Annotated in this window: 13 protein-coding genes and 1 pseudogene; 8 read left to right on the top strand and 6 right to left on the bottom strand. The window is 74.8% G+C overall.

Annotated features, from left to right (window positions below; translation table 11 throughout):
• Window positions 1-157 precede the first annotated feature (157 nt).
• Both ACGFNF_RS18030 and ACGFNF_RS18025 read left to right on the top strand, forming a co-directional pair.
• On the top strand, window positions 158-643 hold the full coding sequence (locus ACGFNF_RS18030) for a SigE family RNA polymerase sigma factor (RefSeq protein WP_357580383.1): 486 nt from the start codon (window positions 158-160) through the stop codon (window positions 641-643).
• Window positions 640-1,701, top strand: a complete 1,062-nt coding sequence (locus ACGFNF_RS18025) for an LCP family protein (RefSeq protein WP_393169134.1) — start codon at window positions 640-642, stop codon at window positions 1,699-1,701. The genes ACGFNF_RS18030 and ACGFNF_RS18025 overlap by 4 nt, the downstream gene beginning before the upstream one ends.
• A gap of 54 nt (window positions 1,702-1,755) precedes the next feature.
• Here the strand turns inward: ACGFNF_RS18025 and ACGFNF_RS18020 are convergent, their stop codons facing one another.
• Window positions 1,756-1,968, bottom strand: a complete 213-nt coding sequence (locus ACGFNF_RS18020) for a hypothetical protein (RefSeq protein ID WP_393169132.1) — start codon at window positions 1,966-1,968, stop codon at window positions 1,756-1,758.
• Window positions 1,969-2,373: 405 nt separating this feature from the next.
• Between ACGFNF_RS18020 and fbaA the strand changes: the two genes are divergently transcribed.
• The gene (fbaA, locus tag ACGFNF_RS18015) at window positions 2,374-3,399 is read left to right on the top strand and encodes a class II fructose-bisphosphate aldolase (RefSeq protein ID WP_334560023.1); all 1,026 of its coding nucleotides are present in this window, start codon (window positions 2,374-2,376) and stop codon (window positions 3,397-3,399) included.
• A 138-nt stretch (window positions 3,400-3,537) separates the two neighbouring features.
• On the opposite strand, the gene ACGFNF_RS18010 is transcribed toward fbaA, so the two are convergent.
• Window positions 3,538-4,791: an LOG family protein gene (locus ACGFNF_RS18010; RefSeq protein ID WP_393169130.1), complete on the bottom strand. Its 1,254-nt coding sequence runs from the start codon at window positions 4,789-4,791 to the stop codon at window positions 3,538-3,540.
• Between the two features lie 306 nt (window positions 4,792-5,097).
• Between ACGFNF_RS18010 and ACGFNF_RS18005 the strand changes: the two genes are divergently transcribed.
• Window positions 5,098-5,526 carry a DUF3151 domain-containing protein gene (locus ACGFNF_RS18005; protein ID WP_132235196.1) on the top strand — a complete coding sequence of 143 codons (429 nt, stop codon included), beginning with the start codon at window positions 5,098-5,100 and terminating at the stop codon, window positions 5,524-5,526.
• Between the two features lie 85 nt (window positions 5,527-5,611).
• Here ACGFNF_RS18005 and ACGFNF_RS18000 read toward each other — a convergent pair whose 3' ends face one another.
• Both ACGFNF_RS18000 and ACGFNF_RS17995 read right to left on the bottom strand, forming a co-directional pair.
• Entirely contained in the window at window positions 5,612-6,952 is a 1,341-nt protein-coding gene (locus tag ACGFNF_RS18000; RefSeq protein WP_393169127.1) for a chromosome partitioning protein, read from the bottom strand.
• A 1,810-nt stretch (window positions 6,953-8,762) separates the two neighbouring features.
• A complete protein-coding gene (locus tag ACGFNF_RS17995; protein WP_393169125.1) occupies window positions 8,763-9,953 on the bottom strand; it encodes a hypothetical protein in 1,191 nt (396 codons plus the stop codon).
• Window positions 9,954-10,075: 122 nt separating this feature from the next.
• On the opposite strand from ACGFNF_RS17995, the gene ACGFNF_RS17990 reads away from it, so the two are divergent.
• The 4 genes and pseudogenes from ACGFNF_RS17990 (at window position 10,076) to purD (ending at window position 13,853) form a co-directional block, all read left to right on the top strand.
• Window positions 10,076-11,365: an adenylosuccinate synthase gene (locus ACGFNF_RS17990; RefSeq protein WP_327030141.1), complete on the top strand. Its 1,290-nt coding sequence runs from the start codon at window positions 10,076-10,078 to the stop codon at window positions 11,363-11,365.
• Window positions 11,366-11,583: 218 nt separating this feature from the next.
• Window positions 11,584-11,676 (top strand): annotated as a pseudogene (locus tag ACGFNF_RS17985) (hypothetical protein); the annotation flags it as partial.
• Window positions 11,677-11,819: 143 nt separating this feature from the next.
• Complete coding sequence (locus ACGFNF_RS17980; protein ID WP_393169340.1) at window positions 11,820-12,521, top strand: hypothetical protein; 702 nt, start codon at window positions 11,820-11,822, stop codon at window positions 12,519-12,521.
• Window positions 12,522-12,605: 84 nt separating this feature from the next.
• Window positions 12,606-13,853, top strand: coding sequence for a phosphoribosylamine--glycine ligase (gene purD, locus ACGFNF_RS17975; protein WP_393169123.1), 1,248 nt, complete (start codon window positions 12,606-12,608; stop codon window positions 13,851-13,853).
• Between the two features lie 170 nt (window positions 13,854-14,023).
• Here purD and ACGFNF_RS17970 read toward each other — a convergent pair whose 3' ends face one another.
• The gene (locus tag ACGFNF_RS17970) at window positions 14,024-15,388 is read right to left on the bottom strand and encodes an MFS transporter (protein ID WP_393169121.1); all 1,365 of its coding nucleotides are present in this window, start codon (window positions 15,386-15,388) and stop codon (window positions 14,024-14,026) included.
• A 127-nt stretch (window positions 15,389-15,515) separates the two neighbouring features.
• On the bottom strand, window positions 15,516-17,078 hold the full coding sequence (locus ACGFNF_RS17965; RefSeq protein WP_393169119.1) for an AMP-binding protein: 1,563 nt from the start codon (window positions 17,076-17,078) through the stop codon (window positions 15,516-15,518).
• Window positions 17,079-17,189 lie beyond the last annotated feature (111 nt).

The following is a 17,189-nucleotide window of genomic DNA, read 5'->3' as shown; positions in this document are numbered from 1 at the left end:
ATGCCAGGAGTGGCCAGCGGATCTTAAGGACTCCTTAAGAACCGCCGCTGCCCGGTCGGCCCCCGGCGGGCAAACATCGACCGAACGGCTGACCAGGATCGCCGCAACGTTCCGGCCGCCCGCATCCGTCATCAGGAGCAGGAGTCCGGGAGGTGCAGTGACGTACGAGGAGTTCGCCGACTCACGGCTGGCCGCGCTGCTGCGGTACGCGGTCATGCTGACCGGCGACCCGCACCAGGCGCAGGACCTGGTGCAGGACACCATGGTCCGGGTCCAGCTCAACTGGCGCCGGGTGGCCCGCGCCGACTCGCCCGAGCGCTACGTCCGCCGGATGCTGACCAACCAGTACGTCGACTGGCGGCGGGGCTCCTGGATGCGCCGGGTGCTGCTGCGCGCCGAGCCCGACGACGCGGTGCCGGCGCCGGCCGACCACGCCCAGCACGCCGTGGAGCGGGACCAGATCTGGTCCTGGCTGTCCCGGCTGCCGCGCCGGCAGCGGGCCACGCTGGTGCTGCGCTACTACGAGGACCTGCCCGACGCGGAGATCGCCGACATCCTCGGCTGCGCCGTCGGGACGGTCCGCTCGTCCATCTCCCGAGCCCTGGCCACGCTGCGCGCCGAATACGTGGAGGCCCGATCGTGATCGAGGACGACCTGCGTGCCGCCTTCGCCCGGCACGAGACCCTGACGCCGCCCGCCGGCCCGCTGCGGTCCGCCATCGACCGGCTCGCGGCTGCCCGCCGCCGTCGCCGGCTGCGGCTCCGGGCCGGCGGTGTCGCGCTGGCCCTGCTCGGCGTACTCGGGATCGGGGTGCCACAGCTCACGCCGGACCGGGGCGCCGAGAACGCCACCCTGCTCGCCGAGCCTGCCCGGCCGGCACCGACCGGCGCGCTGAACATCCTGCTGCTCGGCGCGGACGGCTCGGCGAAGGCCCCCGCCCGGATGGCGGACTCGATCCTGCTGGTGCACATCCCGGCGGACCGCAGCCGGCCGTACCTCGTCTCGCTGCCCCGCGACCTGGCGGTGCCGATTCCCGGGCACGGGACCGACAAGCTCAGCAGCGCCTTCCTGCACGGCGCCGGCGACGGCCGGCCCGACCTCGGGCGCGGCTACGAGCTGACCCGCCGGACGGTCGCCGACCTGACCGGCGTACGCGTCGACGCCGGCGCGGTGCTCACCTACCCGGTGTTGCGCCGGCTCACCGACGAGGTCCGCGGGGTGGAGGTCTGCCTGCCGCGCGAGGTGCGCTCCGTCCACACGAAGCGGGTCTTCCCGACCGGCTGCCAACGGCTCGACGGCGCCGCCTCGGTCGACCTGCTGCGGCAGCGGCGGGAACTGCCCGAGGGCGGGCTCGACCGGGACCGGCACGCGCAGCTCTTCGCCGCCGGGCTGATCCGCCGGGCCGGCGAACAGGAGGTGCTGACCAACCCCGTCAGACTCCTCGCGCTGGTCGACATCGTCGGCGCGGACCTGGTGGCGGGCGGCGACGGCACGCCTCTCGTGGACCTGCTGCGGGTGCTTCCGGATCTGAGGTCCGTCGACCCGGTCGGGCTCAGTCTCCCGGTCGGGCCGCCGGAGGGCCCCGGCTGGCGGCTGTCACCGGACCCGGAGGAAGCCCCGGGGTTCCTCGCGGCGCTGCGGGAGGACCGGCTGGCGCAGTGGGCGGCGCGGCATCCGGAACGGGTCAACCGCACCCGCTGACGCGCGGGCCGGACGCCACCGGGGTCGTCCGGCGGCGTCCGGCCCGCGTACGGCTCAGCGGTAGTCGTCCTCGTCGGCGGCGACCACCCGCGCCTGCTCCATCGCGTCCCAGTCGTCGACCTCCAGGCCACGGTGTGGCTCGGCGTCGGCGTCGCCGGGGTCGATCGCCGCGGCCTGCTCGATCGCGTCGGCCGGCTCCGCCTCCATGTCGCGTTCCTCGGGGCTGAGGTGGTCGCTGGGTGCGAAGTCCTCTTCGGGCTGACCCATATCAGTCCCTCCCGGGATCTCAGCGGACAGTTCCCCACACACCGTACGGGTTGCGCCCGCCCGCCGCTCGGAAGCCGAGTCGACCGAATCGACCCACCGGCCGCCGCCCCCGGTGCCAGGATGGGACGGTGGGCTTCCTGATCCGGTCGGCGGCCACCGCCGTCGCGCGGCCGCGTCCCGGGGTGCCGTCGTGCTGGCCGTCGCGACCTGGCTGATCGGCGTCTTCCGTGCCCGACAGGTGGGAGGGGCGGCGGGGCGGTGGCCAGGGACCGGGCGCGTACCGGGTCGGTTGTGCCGGCACCGGTCTTCTACGGGATACTGCCGACGGTGGACAGCGCGGTCCGGCGCACCCAGGGACAACAGCGGCCGGTGACGGCCGACAGCGGTAAGTAAGGAGCGTTCGACATGCCCATCGCTTCCCCCGAGACCTACGCGGAGATGCTGGACCGCGCCAAGGCCGGCCGGTACGCGTACCCCGCGATCAACGTGACGTCCTCGCAGACCCTGAACGCGGCGCTGAAGGGCTTCGCCGACGCGGAGAGCGACGGCATCATCCAGGTCTCGACCGGTGGCGCGGAATACCTCTCCGGCCCCTCCGTCAAGGACATGGTCACCGGCGCGGTGGCGTTCGCCGCGTACGCGCACGAGGTGGCCAAGAAGTACCCGGTCAACATCGCCCTGCACACCGACCACTGCCCGCAGGAGAAGCTGGACAAGTTCGTCCGGCCGCTCATGCAGATCTCGAAGGAGCGGGTGGCCGCCGGCCAGGAGCCGCTGTTCCAGTCGCACATGTGGGACGGCTCGGCCGTGCCGGTGGCGGAGAACCTGCAGATCGCGGCCGAGCTGCTCGACCGGGCCGCCGAGGCCAAGATCGTCCTCGAGATCGAGGTCGGCGTGGTCGGCGGCGAGGAGGACGGCGTCGAGAACGCCATCAACGACAAGCTCTACACCACCGTCGAGGACGGCCTGGCCATGGTCGAGGCGCTCGGCCTGGGCGAGAAGGGCCGCTACATGGCGGCGCTGACCTTCGGCAACGTGCACGGCGTCTACAAGCCGGGCAACGTCAAGCTCCGCCCCGAGATCCTCAACCAGATCCAGGAGGCGGTCGGCGCCAAGTACGGCAAGGAGAAGCCGCTCAGCCTGGTCTTCCACGGCGGCTCCGGCTCGCTGCTGTCCGAGATCCGCGAGGCGCTGGACTACGGCGTGGTGAAGATGAACATCGACACCGACACCCAGTACACCTTCACCCGGCCCGTCGCGGACCACATGCTCCGCAACTACGACGGCGTGCTCAAGGTGGACGGCGAGGTCGGCAACAAGAAGCAGTACGACCCGCGGGTCTGGGGCAAGGCCGCCGAGGCCGGCATGGCCGCCCGCGTGGCGGAGGCCTGCGAGCACCTGCGCTCGACCGGCACCACGCTGGCCAAGTGACGCGCTGAGCGGCCTCCACGCAGCACAGTGACGCGCTGACGCGTACCGCCGACGGCCGGCTCCCCACCAGGGGGCCGGCCGTCGCTGTCGTTGGGAAGGGCACCTTGCACATCGGAATGCGACAGGAAGGTGCCCTTCCTAACTGGCGGTGAGCACCCGGACCGCCTCGTGGACGTCGTCGGTGAGGTGCACGGAGGACGACAGGTCGCCGAACGGTGAGGCGCCCAGCAGCGGCCGCAGCAGCGACTCCACCGGAAGCTCGTCCGTCCAGTACGCGCGGTCCAGGAAGACGTACGCGCCGCTGGCCCCGTCGGTGCCGTAGTAGGTCTTCGTGGCGGCCTGGAACACCTCCTGCACGGTGCCCGCCCGGCCGGGGGCGAAGACGATCCCGCCCCGGGCCAGCCGCAGGATGGTGTCCTCGCGGATGGCGTTGGAGAAGTACTTGGCGATCCGCCCCGCGAACAGGTTCGCCGGCTCGTGCCCGTACAGCCAGGTCGGGATGGCCAGCCCGCCGGCGCGCGCCCAGTCCACGTCCCCGGCGGCCAGCGCTGCCGAGTCGGCGCGGGACACGCTGCCGGTGTCGGCGTCCCGGGGCCGGGGCGGCACCACCGGCTGGCCGTAGCGCTCCCGGACCAGCAGCGCCGCCGCCGTGTAGCGGTCGTGGTCGGTGAAGTCCGGCGCCCCGGCCAGCAGGTCGATCGCGGCGTCCAGGTCCTCGACCGGCCGCAGCGCGAGGTGGGCGCCGAGGTTGGCGGCCTCCATCACCCCGGGGCCGCCGCCGGTCACCACCAGCCGGTCGGCCCGCGCCAGCTCCCAGCCCAGCACCGCCGCCATCCGGTACGGCGCGCTGCCGCGCGGCACCGCGTGCCCGCCCATGATGCCGACCACCGACTGCGGCCCGTGGGTGGCCAGCCAGGCGCGGGTGGCGTCGGCCAGCGCGTTGTCCACGCCGTGGTCGTGCAGCCGCTGACCGAGCGCCTCCCGGACGTCCGGCAGCGCCCCGCCGTGCGCCCGGAAGTGCTCGTAGACGCGGGTGTCGTACATCCCGGCGAACCCGCCCTCGGCGAACCCGGCGGCCAGCTCCTCCGGGGTGTAGAGGTGGGACGGCTGGGTCGGGTAGGGCAGCCCGGAGAACGGCGGCACCACGTTCGCGCCGCGCCGGACCAGGTCGGCGCCGACCTCCCGGGAGGCGAAGCGGCAGCCCACGAAGAGGGTGCCGGTCACCTCGACGGCGGTGAGGTCGGGGACGGGATCGAGGTCGAGCCGTAGCCCCTGCACGGTCAGCCCGACGAGGCTGCCGGTGGTCAGCCGCCGGTCGAACTCGGCGCGGGTCTCGATCTCGTCGGTGCAGGTGTGCGGCTCGATGACGTCCGCGGGAGGTGGGGTCGGCACCCTGGCCATCCTGCCCCGCCGGGTCAACAGGCCAAACCTGGGAGCCCTCCGCGCTCCGGCGGCCCTGCCGCCGGAGGCCGCCCGATCCGCGCGGCCCGCACCCGCGCTGGACCGACGGAAGCCCGGCGGCCGTGACCACCGGGCTTCCGCGGTACCGGGTCCTGGGGAGGCTCCCGACCAATAGTTGTAGTCGAAAGCATCTGCCCGGGGCATGGGCCGCAGGCGTGACCAACTCCTCAGCCGTTCAGCCAGGCGGCTCGCCCAACCCCCTCGCGCGCCCCGGGGCGAAGCGGGTTGAATGGGGCGATGCAGAACCTGTTGCCGGAACCACCGGCCACTCTCCTCCCCGCGCACGACGAGGCCGACGCCGCCCTGGCCGCCGCCGAGCAGGCCGGCAGCGACGAGGCGTACGCCCAGGTGGCGGCGCGCTTCCCGACCTACAGCGCCGGCTGGGGTGCGCTGGCCGCGCGCGCTTTCGCCGCCGGCCAGGTCATCCCGGCGTACGCCTACGCGCGCACCGGCTACCACCGGGGCCTGGACCAGCTGCGCCGCAGCGGCTGGAAGGGATTCGGTCCGGTGCCGTGGTCGCACGAGCCGAACCAGGGCTTCCTGCGCTGCCTCTACGTGCTGTCCCGGGCCGCCGACGAGATCGGCGAGGCGGACGAGGCGGCCCGCTGCGCCCAGTTCCTCCGCGACTGCGACCCGGCCGCCGCGGACGCGCTCGCGAGCAACTGACGTCCGAGTCGACGGCCGGCGCGACGTCAGTCCCGCCGGCCGTCGGCTCGTCCAAGTCCACCGTCCCGCCGCGCCCGGCGAGGGCCTACAGCCCCTCCGCGACGGCGGCGGCGATCTTCAGCCAGGCGTCCCGGGCGGCCGCGGAGAGCCCCCCGTAGCGGATCGGCTCGCCGGTGTCGATGAGCCGCTCGTACGGCGCGAGCAGCACCGCCCGGGTGCGTGCCGCGAAGTGCTCCTGGATCGCCGGCAGGTCGATCTCCTTGCGCGACGGCGGCATGGAGACCACGGTGACCGCCTGCCGTACCAGCCGCTGCCGGCCGCTCTGCTCCAGGTGGTCCAGCATCCGGGCGGCCGTCTCCGCCGAGTCGTTGCGGGCCGACATGGTCACCACCAACTGGTCGGTGGCGTCCATGGCGGCCTGCCAGTTCTGGGCCCGGACGTTGTTGCCCGTGTCCACGAAGATCAACTTGTAGAACCGGCTGACCACCTCGCGGATCTCGGCGAAGGCGGCGGCGGTGAGCATCTCGCCACCCGTGGCCGACTCGTCCGAGGCCAGGACGTCGAACATCCCCTCGCCCTGCGAGCGGACGTACTGCGACAGGTCGCCCACCCGCCCGTGCGCGCCCTGGAACTGGCCCAGGTCCCGCAGCATGTCCCGCACCGTACGGGAGTGGAAGTCCTGCTGGGCGCGCATCCCGAGGGTGCCCTGGGTCTCGTTGTTGTCCCAGGCCAGCACGTAGCCGCCGCGCTTCTGGCCGAACGTCATCGCCAGCAGCAGGATGGCCACCGTCTTACCGGCCCCGCCCTTCGGGTTCACCACGGTCACCTGGCGCAGCCCGCCGAAGTTGCGGCGTACCGTCTCGATGTCCCGCCGCATCTCCTGCTCGTGCCGCCCGGGCGGCAGCCGCAGCCCCATCCGGTTGGCCACCGCCCGTACGCCCATCGTGGCCACCGGGTCGGCGGGCCGGACCTGCCGCCGGCGCGCGAAGTCCTCGGCCGTCGGCGGGTCGGTGATCGCCGGACGCCAGTTCGGGTCGGGCTGTGCCGGCGGCACCGCGACGACCCCCTCGGCCGGCTGGTACGCCTGCTGCGGAGCCGGGGCGTGGCCCCCCGGGGCGGCCTGCTGCCAGGGCGGCGGATACCAGCCGGGCGGGTACGGCCCGGGCGGCGTCGCGCCCTGCTGCGGTGGGTACGGCCCCGGCGGACCGGCCTGCTGCGCCGGGTAGGGACCGCCCTGCTGCGGCGGGTAGGGCCCGGGCGGCGCGGACTGCTGTGCCGCCGGGTCGGCCCCGAAGTCCTGCTGTGCCGCCGGGCCGGCCCCGAAGCTCTGTTGCGGGGTCGCCGGGTCGCGCCCGAGGTCCGGCGCGAGGTTCGGCGTGGGGCCGACCGGCACGCCCTGCCCAGCCGCATCGCGCGGGAACGGCACCTGGGGCGCACCCGCCTGGGGCGGGGCCTGCCGGAGTGGGCCCTGGCCGGCCGGACCCGGTGGAGGGAGGACCTGGTCGGCCGGGCCTGGCTGGGCCGGTTGCTGGTGGTGGAGAGTCGGTCGGAGCGTGGCGCCCTGGTGCGTGGGCGCGGATTCGGTCGCGCCGGGTCCCGGTCCGGGCTCGACGGCCGCCGTGGCGGGCCGCTGCGGCGGCTGTGCCCACGGCGACTCGGCCGGCATCCGCACCCCGCTGCCGTTGGCCTGGCCGCCCCCCGGCGCCGCCCCGCCGGGACGCCCGTTAGCGGGACCGCCGGCACCGTCATTCGCGGCGCTACCGGCACCCCCGTGCGTCGGGCCGCCGGCACTCCCGTTCGTCGAACCGCCGGCACTGCCGTTCGTAGGGCCGCCGGCACCGTCATCCGCCGGGCCGCCGGCACTGCCGTTGGTCGGGCCGCCGGCACCGTCATCCGGCGGCCCGCCGGCACTGCCCTCCGTCGGGACGCCGCTACTCCCATTCGCAGGGCTGCTGATGATGCTCCCGTTCGCCGGGCCGCCGGTCCCGTTCCCGCCCGTAGTCGGCGAGCCGGCCGTCGGGGCGTCGCCGGTCCGCTGGAGGCCGTCAGCCCCGGCGGATCCGCCGGGGCCGGGCGCCGTGTCGCGGGGCGACGGCCGGCCACCAGGGAAGACGTCCGGCGAGGCAGCGTCCTGCCGCTTGGCGAACCCCTGGGCCGGCTCGCCCGGACCGCTGGGACGGGTCGAGGTGGCCGGTGCCGTGTCGGTCCGGGCGGTGCCCACGGGCTGCGGGGACGCCACCGGAACGGGTACGGCCGGCTGGTCGAGGCTGAATGGCATGTCGAGGTCGACCGGGGCGGGCCCGGTCTGCGGAGCCCGAGGAACCGGTACGCCGCCTCCGGCGGCCACCGACTGACCTCTGCCCGCCCCGACCGCCATGCGGTCGCCGGCAGGGCCGGTGGCAGGCGCGCCGACCGCGCCGAGGCCCGGGGCCGGGCTCGGGCCCAGACCCGGGCCTGCGGTCGGCCTCGGGCCTGCGGTCGGGCTCGGGCCTGCGGTCGGGCTCGGGCCTGCGGTCGGGCTCGGGCCTGCGGTCGGGCTCGGCGGGACCGTCGGGCCTGTGGAAGCGTTCGGGGTGGCCGCTGTGGGTTGCGCGGCGGGCGTCGGCGGTGCCCAGGCCGAGGCGTCCGGCCCCCATCCCGACGCCGTGGCCGGTGGGGGACCAGAGGCCTCGACCGGTACATGGGCCGACACCCCGGTCATTGGATGGCCCAAGGCGGCGGCATGCGGAGGCCCAAGAGCCCCGGCCGGTGGAGGCCCCGGAACTGCGGTTGACGGAGGCCCTGGGATCGCGGCCGGTGGAGGCCCCGGAACTGCGGTGGGTGAGGGCCCCGGGACTGCGGCCGGGGGGTGGCCCGGAAATGCGGGTGGTGGCGACGCCCAGCCGGGGTTCGCGCCCTGCGGGGCGGTCGCCCCCGCGTCGGGGAGCGGCACCCCGTGCAGGGACGGGTAGTCGGCCGGCGAGGGCGGGTGACCCGGCCGGCCCTGGGGCGGTACGGGGGACGGGGGCGCGGCGGTCGACGCCCAGGGCGGTGTGTCGGTGCCGTCGATCTGCTCCGGCGGCCAGAGTGGTTCGATGTCCCGCTCCGGCATCGGCTGCTGGCCGGGCCCGTGGACCCGGTCGACGTTCTCGTCCACCACGGTTCCTCCCCATTCCTCCTGCCGAGGATAGGCCCAGTGACCGCGCCGGGTCGGCCGTCGCGGGCCGGCCGCGTCGGTCGCGTCGGGGACGCCGAGGTCAGCCCGCCCAGACCGCCCAGGCGCCCGGCTCGGTCCACCAGGACCGCTTCCGGCTCAGCTCGCCCTCGGCACCGTCGTCGAGGAACGGGACCTTCCCCTCGCGGGGCAGCACGGCCACGGCCCGCCCCCGGGCGCGTCGTACCTCCAGCCGGACCCGCTTCCTGCCCAGCGCCGAGCGGGTCACCACGGGAACGGCGACCGCCACCTCGACCAGCCCGTCCGTCGGGTCCGGGTCGCCGAGCAGGGCCACGTCGTCGAGCCGGGCGTACCCGCCCGCGTTGCCGATCGCGCAGGCCAGCAGCGGATCGTCGCCGTTCGAGAGCACGGCGTCGTCCACCTCCACCCGCCCGCGCCAGTGCAGCGGCCGGCCGCTGTCGTCGGCGGCGCCGAGGAGCGCGCCGTCCAGGGTCACCGAGCCGCCGTCGTTGCGCAGCAGGTCGAGCCGGCGGGGCGTGCCGTCCAGCACCGCGGCGGCCACCGCCGCCGGGTCGCGGGGCAGCCCGAGCTGCGCCGCCAGGTCACGGTGCGTCGTGCTCCCTGCCGGATCGAGCGGGAGTACGCCGATCGGCGGCAGGTCCGGCACCGTCCGGTTGCCGGGCAGGTCGTCGGGACGGCGGCTGGGCGGTGGGGCGTACCGCCGGACGAGCCGGCGCACGACGGCGCGCAACTGGGCGTCGCTGGCGGCAGCGACCACGAGCCGGGCCTTGGAGTCCGGGTCGGGCCAGGTGAGGCCGTCCGGGCGGGGCGGGCCGTCGAACCGGGCCAGCACCTGGTCGATCTCGGCGTCGGAGCGGGCGGTGACCGTCTCGACGCGGGCGCCCCGGGCGGTGAGCGCGTCCGCGCAGGCCAGCACCGGCACCCGCGGGGTGTCGCAGCGCCCGTCGGCTGTCGCGTCACCGGCCGCGCAGGCGTCGGCCGTCGCGCCACCGGCGGGGGCGCAAGCGTCGTGCGTCGCGCCGCTGGCCGGGGCGTCGGCCGTCGTGCCGCTGGCTGTCGTGCCGCTGGCCGGGGCGCCGGCCGTCGTGCCGCTGGCGGGGGCGTCGGCGTCGGTCGTCGTGCCGTCGGACGCGCCGGCGGCGGTCGGGCCGGCCCCCTCCTGAGGCGCCGCGCCGCAGCAGCCGCCGCTGCCGCAGGCCCCGCCGGACGCGTCGCGGTCCGAGCCGAGGGTGAGCAGCACCACGTCGTACACCGAAAGGCCTCCTGCCTCCCGACGCGACCCCTGCCGGCCGCGCCGCCACTACTTGTTAGCCTGACACCCCGGGCTCGCTGACCGGTCGCCACCTGGCACCCGAGCCTTCTGGAGGCGAAGAGATGCCAGCGATCGTGCTCCTCGGTGCCCAGTGGGGCGACGAGGGCAAGGGCAAGGTTACCGACCTGCTGGGTGGGCGGGTCGACTACGTCGTGCGCTACTCCGGCGGCAACAACGCCGGCCACACGGTGATCACGCCGGACGGCCAGAAGTACGCGCTGCACCTGATGCCGTCGGGTGCGCTCTCCCCGAGCGCGATGATCGTCATCGGTAACGGTGTCGTGGTCGACCCGAAGGTGCTGCTGGCCGAGATCGACGGGCTCGCCGAGCGCGGTGTCGACGTCAGCCGCCTGCGGATCTCCGGCGACGCGCACCTGATCATGCCGCACCACCGGGCCCTCGACCGGGTCGTCGAGCGCTACCTCGGCAGCTCCCGCATCGGCACCACCGGCCGGGGCATCGGCCCCGCGTACGGGGACAAGGTCGCCCGGATGGGCATCCGGCTGCAGGACCTGCTCGACCCGGGCATCCTGCGCAAGAAGCTGGAACTGGCGCTGCGCGAGAAGAACCAGCTCCTGTTCAAGATCTACAACCGCAAGGCGATCGACGTCGAGGAGACCGTCGAGGAATACCTGCGGTACGCGGAGCGGCTCAAGCCGTACATCGCCGAGACCCGGGTCATGCTCTGGGACGCGCTGGACCGCGGCGAGACGGTCCTGCTGGAGGGCGCCCAGGCCACCATGCTCGACATGGACCACGGCACGTACCCCTTCGTGACCTCGTCGAACCCGACGGCCGGCGGGGCCTGCGTGGGCGCCGGCATCCCGCCGACGGCGATCAGCAAGGTGATCGCGGTCAGCAAGGCGTACACGACGCGCGTCGGCAGCGGGCCGTTCCCGACGGAGCTGTTCGACGACAACGGGCAGCACCTGCGCAAGATCGGCCACGAGTACGGCACCACCACCGGCCGGGAGCGGCGCTGCGGCTGGTTCGACGCCGTCGTGGCCCGGTACGCGTGCCGCCTCAACGGCGTCACCGACCTGGTGGTCACCAAGCTGGACGTGCTCACCGGCCTGCCGAAGGTGCCGATCTGCGTCGGGTACGAGATCAACGGCGAGCGCTTCGACGACATGCCGATGACCCAGACCGACTTCCACCACGCGACTCCGATCTACGAGGAGCTCGACGGCTGGTGGGAGGACATCACCAAGGCGAGGACCGAGGACGAGCTCCCGGAGAACGCCCGCCGCTACGTCGCCCGCATCGAGGAACTCTGCGGCACCAGGGTGAGCGTCGTCGGCGTGGGCCCGGGCCGCGAAGAAAACGTCCTCCGCCACCCCCTCCTCCCCTAACCACCCCACCCCACCCACCCCACCCGTCCCGTCCCGGCTCCCCGGGGCCCCTGCGCGGTGATCATGAGGTTGGCGGCGAAGTTGATCGCTATCAGTGCCGCTAACCTCATGATCGACTCGGCGGGGGCGGGTGGGGGAAGGGCAGGTTTTCCACAGGGTGGGGGTGGTTGTCCACAGGGGGAGCGTGGGGCGGATGGATTGGTCCATGGTGGTCAGCCATGGACCGTTCGGGGAAGTTGCGGCGGATCGCCGGTGGGCAGGACGGGTTGGTCACCCGGGGCCAGGCCATGAGTGTCGGATTCGGCCGGCACGAGATCGACAACCTGGTCGCGTTCGGCCGTTGGCGTCGCGTGGCGCGGGCCGTCTATCTGACTGACGGCGGGGCAGTCGAGGAGGCGTCCCGACGGCAACTGGTCCGCGCGGCCCTGCTGTCACTGGGGCCCGGGCGCACGCGGTGCTGGGAACGGCCGCCGAGCTTCACGGCATCGCCGGTCTTCCGCCCAGTGACGAGATCCACGCGGCGCTGCCCGGCACCTCCGCGAGGCTGGCGCGGGTTCGGGAACCCGGTCTCGTGGTCCATCAGATCGAGCACCCGGCGGCCTCGGTCGTCCGCATCGGCGGTATGCCCGCCACGAGCCCGCTCTGCACCGTGACGGAGGTGATCCGTCGCGTCGGCCGGTATCCGGCGGTCTCGGTCCTGGACTCGGCGCTGAACCGTCGTCTGATCACCGAGGCTGACCTGCTGGCCATTCCGCGCCTGGTCAGAGGCCTGCGGGGAGCCGTGGCCGCGCGCCGTCACCTGGCCGAGGCGGACGGCCGGGCGCAGTCCCCGCTGGAGACCCGCACCCGGCTCCGTTGCGTCGACGGGAAGGTCCCGCCGGATGTCCTCCAGGTGGCGGTGCGGGACGGCGACGGCCATCTGCTCGGGGTCGGCGACCTCGGCTGGCGAGGACCGAAGGTGATCGCCGAGGCCGACGGCCGAGGACCCCACGGCACTCCCTTGGCGGCCTTCGCCGACCGGCGCAGGCAGAACCGCCTGGTCAACGCGGGCTGGACCGTCCTCCGCTTCACCTGGGCCGACACCCTCCACCCCGACTACATCCCCTGGACCGTCCGCGAGGCCATCGCAGCCGCGGCACGGCGCCGTCGATCATGAGGTTGGCGGCGAAGTCGATCGCCATCAGCGCCGTCAACCTCATGATCAACGGTGTGGGGGGTGGGGGTCAGTAGGATGCCGGGTGTGCGGGTTCTTCTTCTTGGTGGTGGGGGGCGGGAGCATGCGCTCGCGCTGGGCCTCGCTGGTGATCCGTCCGTCGAGCAGTTGATTGCGGCGCCGGGCAACCCTGGCATCGCTTCGCTCGCCGAGCTGCGGGCGGTGGATCCGTGCGATCCGGCGGGTGTTGCCGCGCTGGCGGTGGAGGCCGGGGTCGACCTGGTGGTGATCGGGCCGGAGGCGCCGTTGGTGGCCGGGGTCGCCGACGCCGTACGCGCCAAGGGGATCCCCGCGTTCGGGCCGTCCGCCGAGGCGGCCCGGCTGGAGGGCTCGAAGACGTTCGCCAAGGACGTGATGACCGCCGCCGGCGTGCCGACCGCCCGCGCGTACACCTGCGCCGACGCGGAGAGCACCGGCAGGGCGCTGGACGAGTTCGGCGCGCCGTACGTGGTGAAGAACGACGGGCTCGCTGCCGGCAAGGGTGTCGTGGTGACCGACGACCGCGCCGCCGCGCTGCGGCACGCCGAGGAGTGCGGCCGGGTCGTCGTCGAGGAATACCTGTCCGGCCCGGAGGTCTCCCTCTTCGTGGTCACCGACGGCGAGGCGGCGGTGCCGCTGCTGCCGGCGCAGGACTTCAAGCGGGTCGGCGACGGCGACACCGGCCCGAACACCGGCGGCATGGGGGCGTACGCGCCGCTGTCCTGGGCGCCGTCCGGCCTGGTCGACGAGGTCATGCGCGACGTCGTCCACCCGACCCTGGCGGAGATGGCCCGCCGGGGCACCCCGTTCGCGGGCCTGCTCTACGTCGGGCTGGCGATCACCGCCGACGGCCCCCGGGTGATCGAGTTCAACGCCCGCTTCGGTGACCCGGAGACGCAGGTGGTGCTGGCGCTGCTGGAGACGCCGCTGGCCGGGCTGCTGCACGCCGCCGCGACCGGCACGCTGGCCGCGCACCCGCCGCTGCGCTGGCGCGACGGCGCCGCCGTCACGGTCGTGGTGGCCGCCGAGGGCTACCCGGCCGCCCCACGCACCGGCGACGTGATCACCGGGGGCGAGGGGCCGGGGATCATCCACGCCGGCACCCGACGGGGCGCCGACGGGGCGCTGCTCTCCTCCGGCGGCCGGGTGCTCTGCGCCACCGCCACGGGCGCCGACCTGCCCGCCGCCCGGGACGCCGCGTACGCGCTGGTCGCCGGGGTGGAGCTGGCCGGCTCGCACCACCGCACCGACATCGCCTCCGCAGCCGTCGAGGGTCGGATCACGATTCCGGGCTGACCGGGCAACCCACTCCCTCCTCGCCTCCGTTTGAGCGGTGCGGCGAGGAGGTGGCGGGATTGCCTGCCGACATCGAGGGCTACCGCGAGTACGTCGGGGCACGGCTGGAACCGCTGCGCCCGGGCTGACGCTGCATCCCTGACCGGTGCCGTAATCCCTGACCGGGGCCGTCACCCCCGCACGGGCGCGTCCCGGTGCGTGGCGGGCGTCCACAGTCCCTCGACCCGGACGCGCCCCTGTACGCGGGGCGTGTCCCGGCGCGTCGCGGAGGCGTACTGGCTGTTGAGCGGCACGAGCTCCTCCGCCCGGTCGCCCGGGCCGCCGGGCGGGGCGGGTGGGTAGCGGGGCGGATCGTCCAGCGCCCGCAGCACCGGCAGCGGCGCGGCGACCAGTACCGCCAGCAGCAGCGCCCCGGCCAGCGCCAGGAAGGCGGTACGCAGCCCGACCCATCCGACCAGCGGCCCGGCGAGCAGGTAGCCCGCCGGGCCGGCCGCGTACGCGAACGAGGTCATCACCCCGACCACCCGGCCGCGCAGGCGCTCCGGGGTGCGGGTCTGCATGGCGTAGTTGGACAGCGGGTTGACCGGCCCGTACGCGAGCCCGATCCCGGCGGCGAAGCCGATCATGGCCGGGAACGGGGGCAGGGTGGCCAGGCCGACCAGCGACACCCCGATGACCAGCAGGGAGGCCACCAGCAGGGTGCGGCGACGGACCCGCCGTCCCGCCGCGCTGGAGGCGAGCGCTCCGATCACGCCCGCGGCGCTCATCGCCATCAGGATCGCGCCGAGCCGGGCCGGCTCTCCCTGGGCCACGAACCACGCCGGCAGCAGCACGCCCTCGACCGGCAGGTAGAGCGCGGCCAGCACCATCGTGAGCAGCGCGATGGTACGCAGCAGCTTGTCCCGCCAGACGAACCGCAGGCCCTCGGCGGTGCCCTGCCACAGGCCCTCCGGGGGGCGTTCGGGGCGGCCGGCCCCGGGCAGCCGGACGGCGGCGATCATCACGACGGCCAGCGCGAACCCGGCGGCGGTGACCCAGAGCGTCGGGCCGGGGCCGATCGCGGCGATGAGGATGCCGCCGACGCCGGGCCCGATCAGGAAGGCGAGCCCCCAGACCGCCTCGTGCACCCCGTTGGCCCGTTCGATCCGCCAGCGGGCGGCCTGTGCGGCGGCCGGCAGCAGCGTCTCCCGGGCGGTCAGCCCGGCCGGATCGAACACCGCGCCGAGCACGGCCAGCGCCACGATCCAGCCGAGGTTCAGCCCGAGCAGGGCGTCGACCACGGGGATCGCGGCGACCGAGGCGGCGGAGAGCGTGTCGGAGACCAGCGCCGTACGCCGCCGGCCGAGCAGGTCCACGATGGTGCCGGAGATCAGGCCGGACAGCAGCATCGGCAGCGCGGCGGCTGCCGCGACCACGCCGGCCGCGGTGGCGCTGCCGGTACGTTCCAGCACCAACCAGGGCAGGGCGACGTTGGCCACCCCGTTGCCGGTGTTGGAGAGCAGGGTCGCCGCTTCGACCAGTAGCAGCGGTGCCATCCGTGGTCCCGGCTGGCGGTGACGGGGATGGTGGCGGTGACGGGCACGGCGGCGTGGTCCGGAGCCGATCATGGTGCCGTCAGCCTAGGGGCGGCCGGGCATCCGGGCAGTAACGGGCGGGGAACGGTCAGCCGTAGTAGCGGCGCAGCTCGCGGGCCAGCACCTTGCCCGTGGCGTTGCGGGGCAGGTACTTCACGAAGACGACGTCCCGGGGTACGGAGAACCGGGCCAGGTAGTGCCGGACGTATTCGCGGACCGCCTCCGGGTCGAGCGTCTCGCCGGGGTGCAGGGCGAGGAACGCAGCGAGGCGCTGGCCGTACTCCTGGTCCGGTACGCCGATCACGGCGGCCTCGCGTACCTGCGGCAGCCGGGCGATCAGGTCCTCCACCTCGGCCGGGAAGACGTTCTCCCCGCCGGAGACGATCATGTCGTCGGCCCGGCCGTCGACGAAGAGCAGCCCGTCGGCGTCGAGCCGCCCCAGGTCGCCGGTGTCGAGCAGGCCGCCGCGGTGCTCCCGGACGGCCCCGGAGGTGTAGCCCTCGAAGAGCATCTCGTTGCCGACGAAGATCCGGCCGACCTGCCCGGCCGGCACCGGCTCGCCGGCCGCGTCGAGGATCGCCAGCCGGGTGCCGTGCGGCGGGCGGCCGGCGGTGGTCGGAGCCGTGCGCAGGTCGGCGGGGCCGGCGATGGACGCCCACGAGACCTCGGTGGAGCCGTAGAGGTTGTGCAGCACGTCGCCGTAGACGTCCATGAACCGCAGGGCGAGGCCGCCCGGCAGCGCGGAACCGCTTACCGCGACCACCTTCAGCGGGGGACAGGGGTCCGGCGGCGGCACCTCCAGGAGCCGTTGCAGCATCACCGGCACGGCGAAGAGCGCGTCGCAGCGCTGCGCCACGAGGGCGGCCAGCGTGGCGGCCGGGTCGAACCGGCGGTGCAGCACGACCGTGGCCCGCAGGGCGAAGCAGACCTGGAGGGCCGCGTACCCCCAGGTGTGGAAGAGCGGCGCGGCGATCATGACGGTATCCCGGGCGTGCAGCGGGATCCGGTCGATGATGGAGACCAGCGGGCCGAACCCGTTCGGGGTGGGGCGCCGGGCTCCCTTGGGTGCGCCGGTGGTGCCGGAGGTGAGCACGATGATCCGGCCGTCGCGCTCGGGGGGACGCAGCTCGCCGGGGACCGCGCCGGCGACGAGCGCCTCCCGGGCGCGCTCGTCGAGCCGCTGCACCTCGGCGGGGAGGTTGGCGACCCGGTCGGCGAACTCGGCGTCGTGCGCCAGCACCCGCAGCCGCTGCTCCTGCGCGACGGTGGCGAGCTGCCCGGCGGAGAGCCCGGTGTTGACCAGCACCGCGTCCGCGCCGAGCAGGGTGGCGGCCACGATCGTCTCGACCAGGCCGTGGTGGTTGCGGCAGAGCACGCCGACCCGGTCCCCGGGTCGCACCCCCAGCGCCGTCCGCATTCCCCGGGCCAGCCGCTCCGACCGGTCGAGCAGCTCGGCGTACGTCAGGCCGGTGCCCTGCTCGTCGACGACGGCCGTGCGGTCGGGGTCGCGGGCGGCGGCCTGGCGCAGCTCGCCGGCGATGTTCCAGCCCCATTTGCGCAGCGCCTGGAGCTGCGAGGCGACGCGGATCGGTCGGCCGGGGGCGAGCAGCCCGCGTCGGGTCAGGGTGGCGACGACGAACGGCAGGTCCATGACGCGGCCTCCTCGTGCGGTGCGCGTGGGGCCCCCGGGCCGGGGCCCCACGCGGGCGATCTGGAGATCGAGCGCGCAGCGGTACGGGCGCGGCGGACGCCCGGGCCCGGT

Source organism: Micromonospora sp. NPDC048868, from assembly GCF_043198195.1.
Taxonomy (GTDB): Bacteria; Actinomycetota; Actinomycetes; order Mycobacteriales; family Micromonosporaceae; genus Micromonospora; species Micromonospora reichwaldensis.
The sequence above is the reverse complement of the archived record's forward strand: the minus strand, read 5'-3'. Positions and strand labels throughout refer to the sequence as shown.

Bases quoted from the DNA above. Each gene is read 5' to 3' on its own strand.
- ACGFNF_RS17965 (WP_393169119.1), bottom strand. From the start codon at position 17,078: ATGGACCTGCCGTTCGTCGTCGCCACCCTGACCCGACGCGGGCTGCTC.
- ACGFNF_RS17990 (WP_327030141.1), top strand. From the start codon at position 10,076: ATGCCAGCGATCGTGCTCCTCGGTGCCCAGTGGGGCGACGAGGGCAAG.
- ACGFNF_RS18020 (WP_393169132.1), bottom strand. From the start codon at position 1,968: ATGGGTCAGCCCGAAGAGGACTTCGCACCCAGCGACCACCTCAGCCCC.
- ACGFNF_RS17970 (WP_393169121.1), bottom strand. From the start codon at position 15,388: ATGGCACCGCTGCTACTGGTCGAAGCGGCGACCCTGCTCTCCAACACC.
- ACGFNF_RS18005 (WP_132235196.1), top strand. From the start codon at position 5,098: ATGCAGAACCTGTTGCCGGAACCACCGGCCACTCTCCTCCCCGCGCAC.
- fbaA (WP_334560023.1), top strand. From the start codon at position 2,374: ATGCCCATCGCTTCCCCCGAGACCTACGCGGAGATGCTGGACCGCGCC.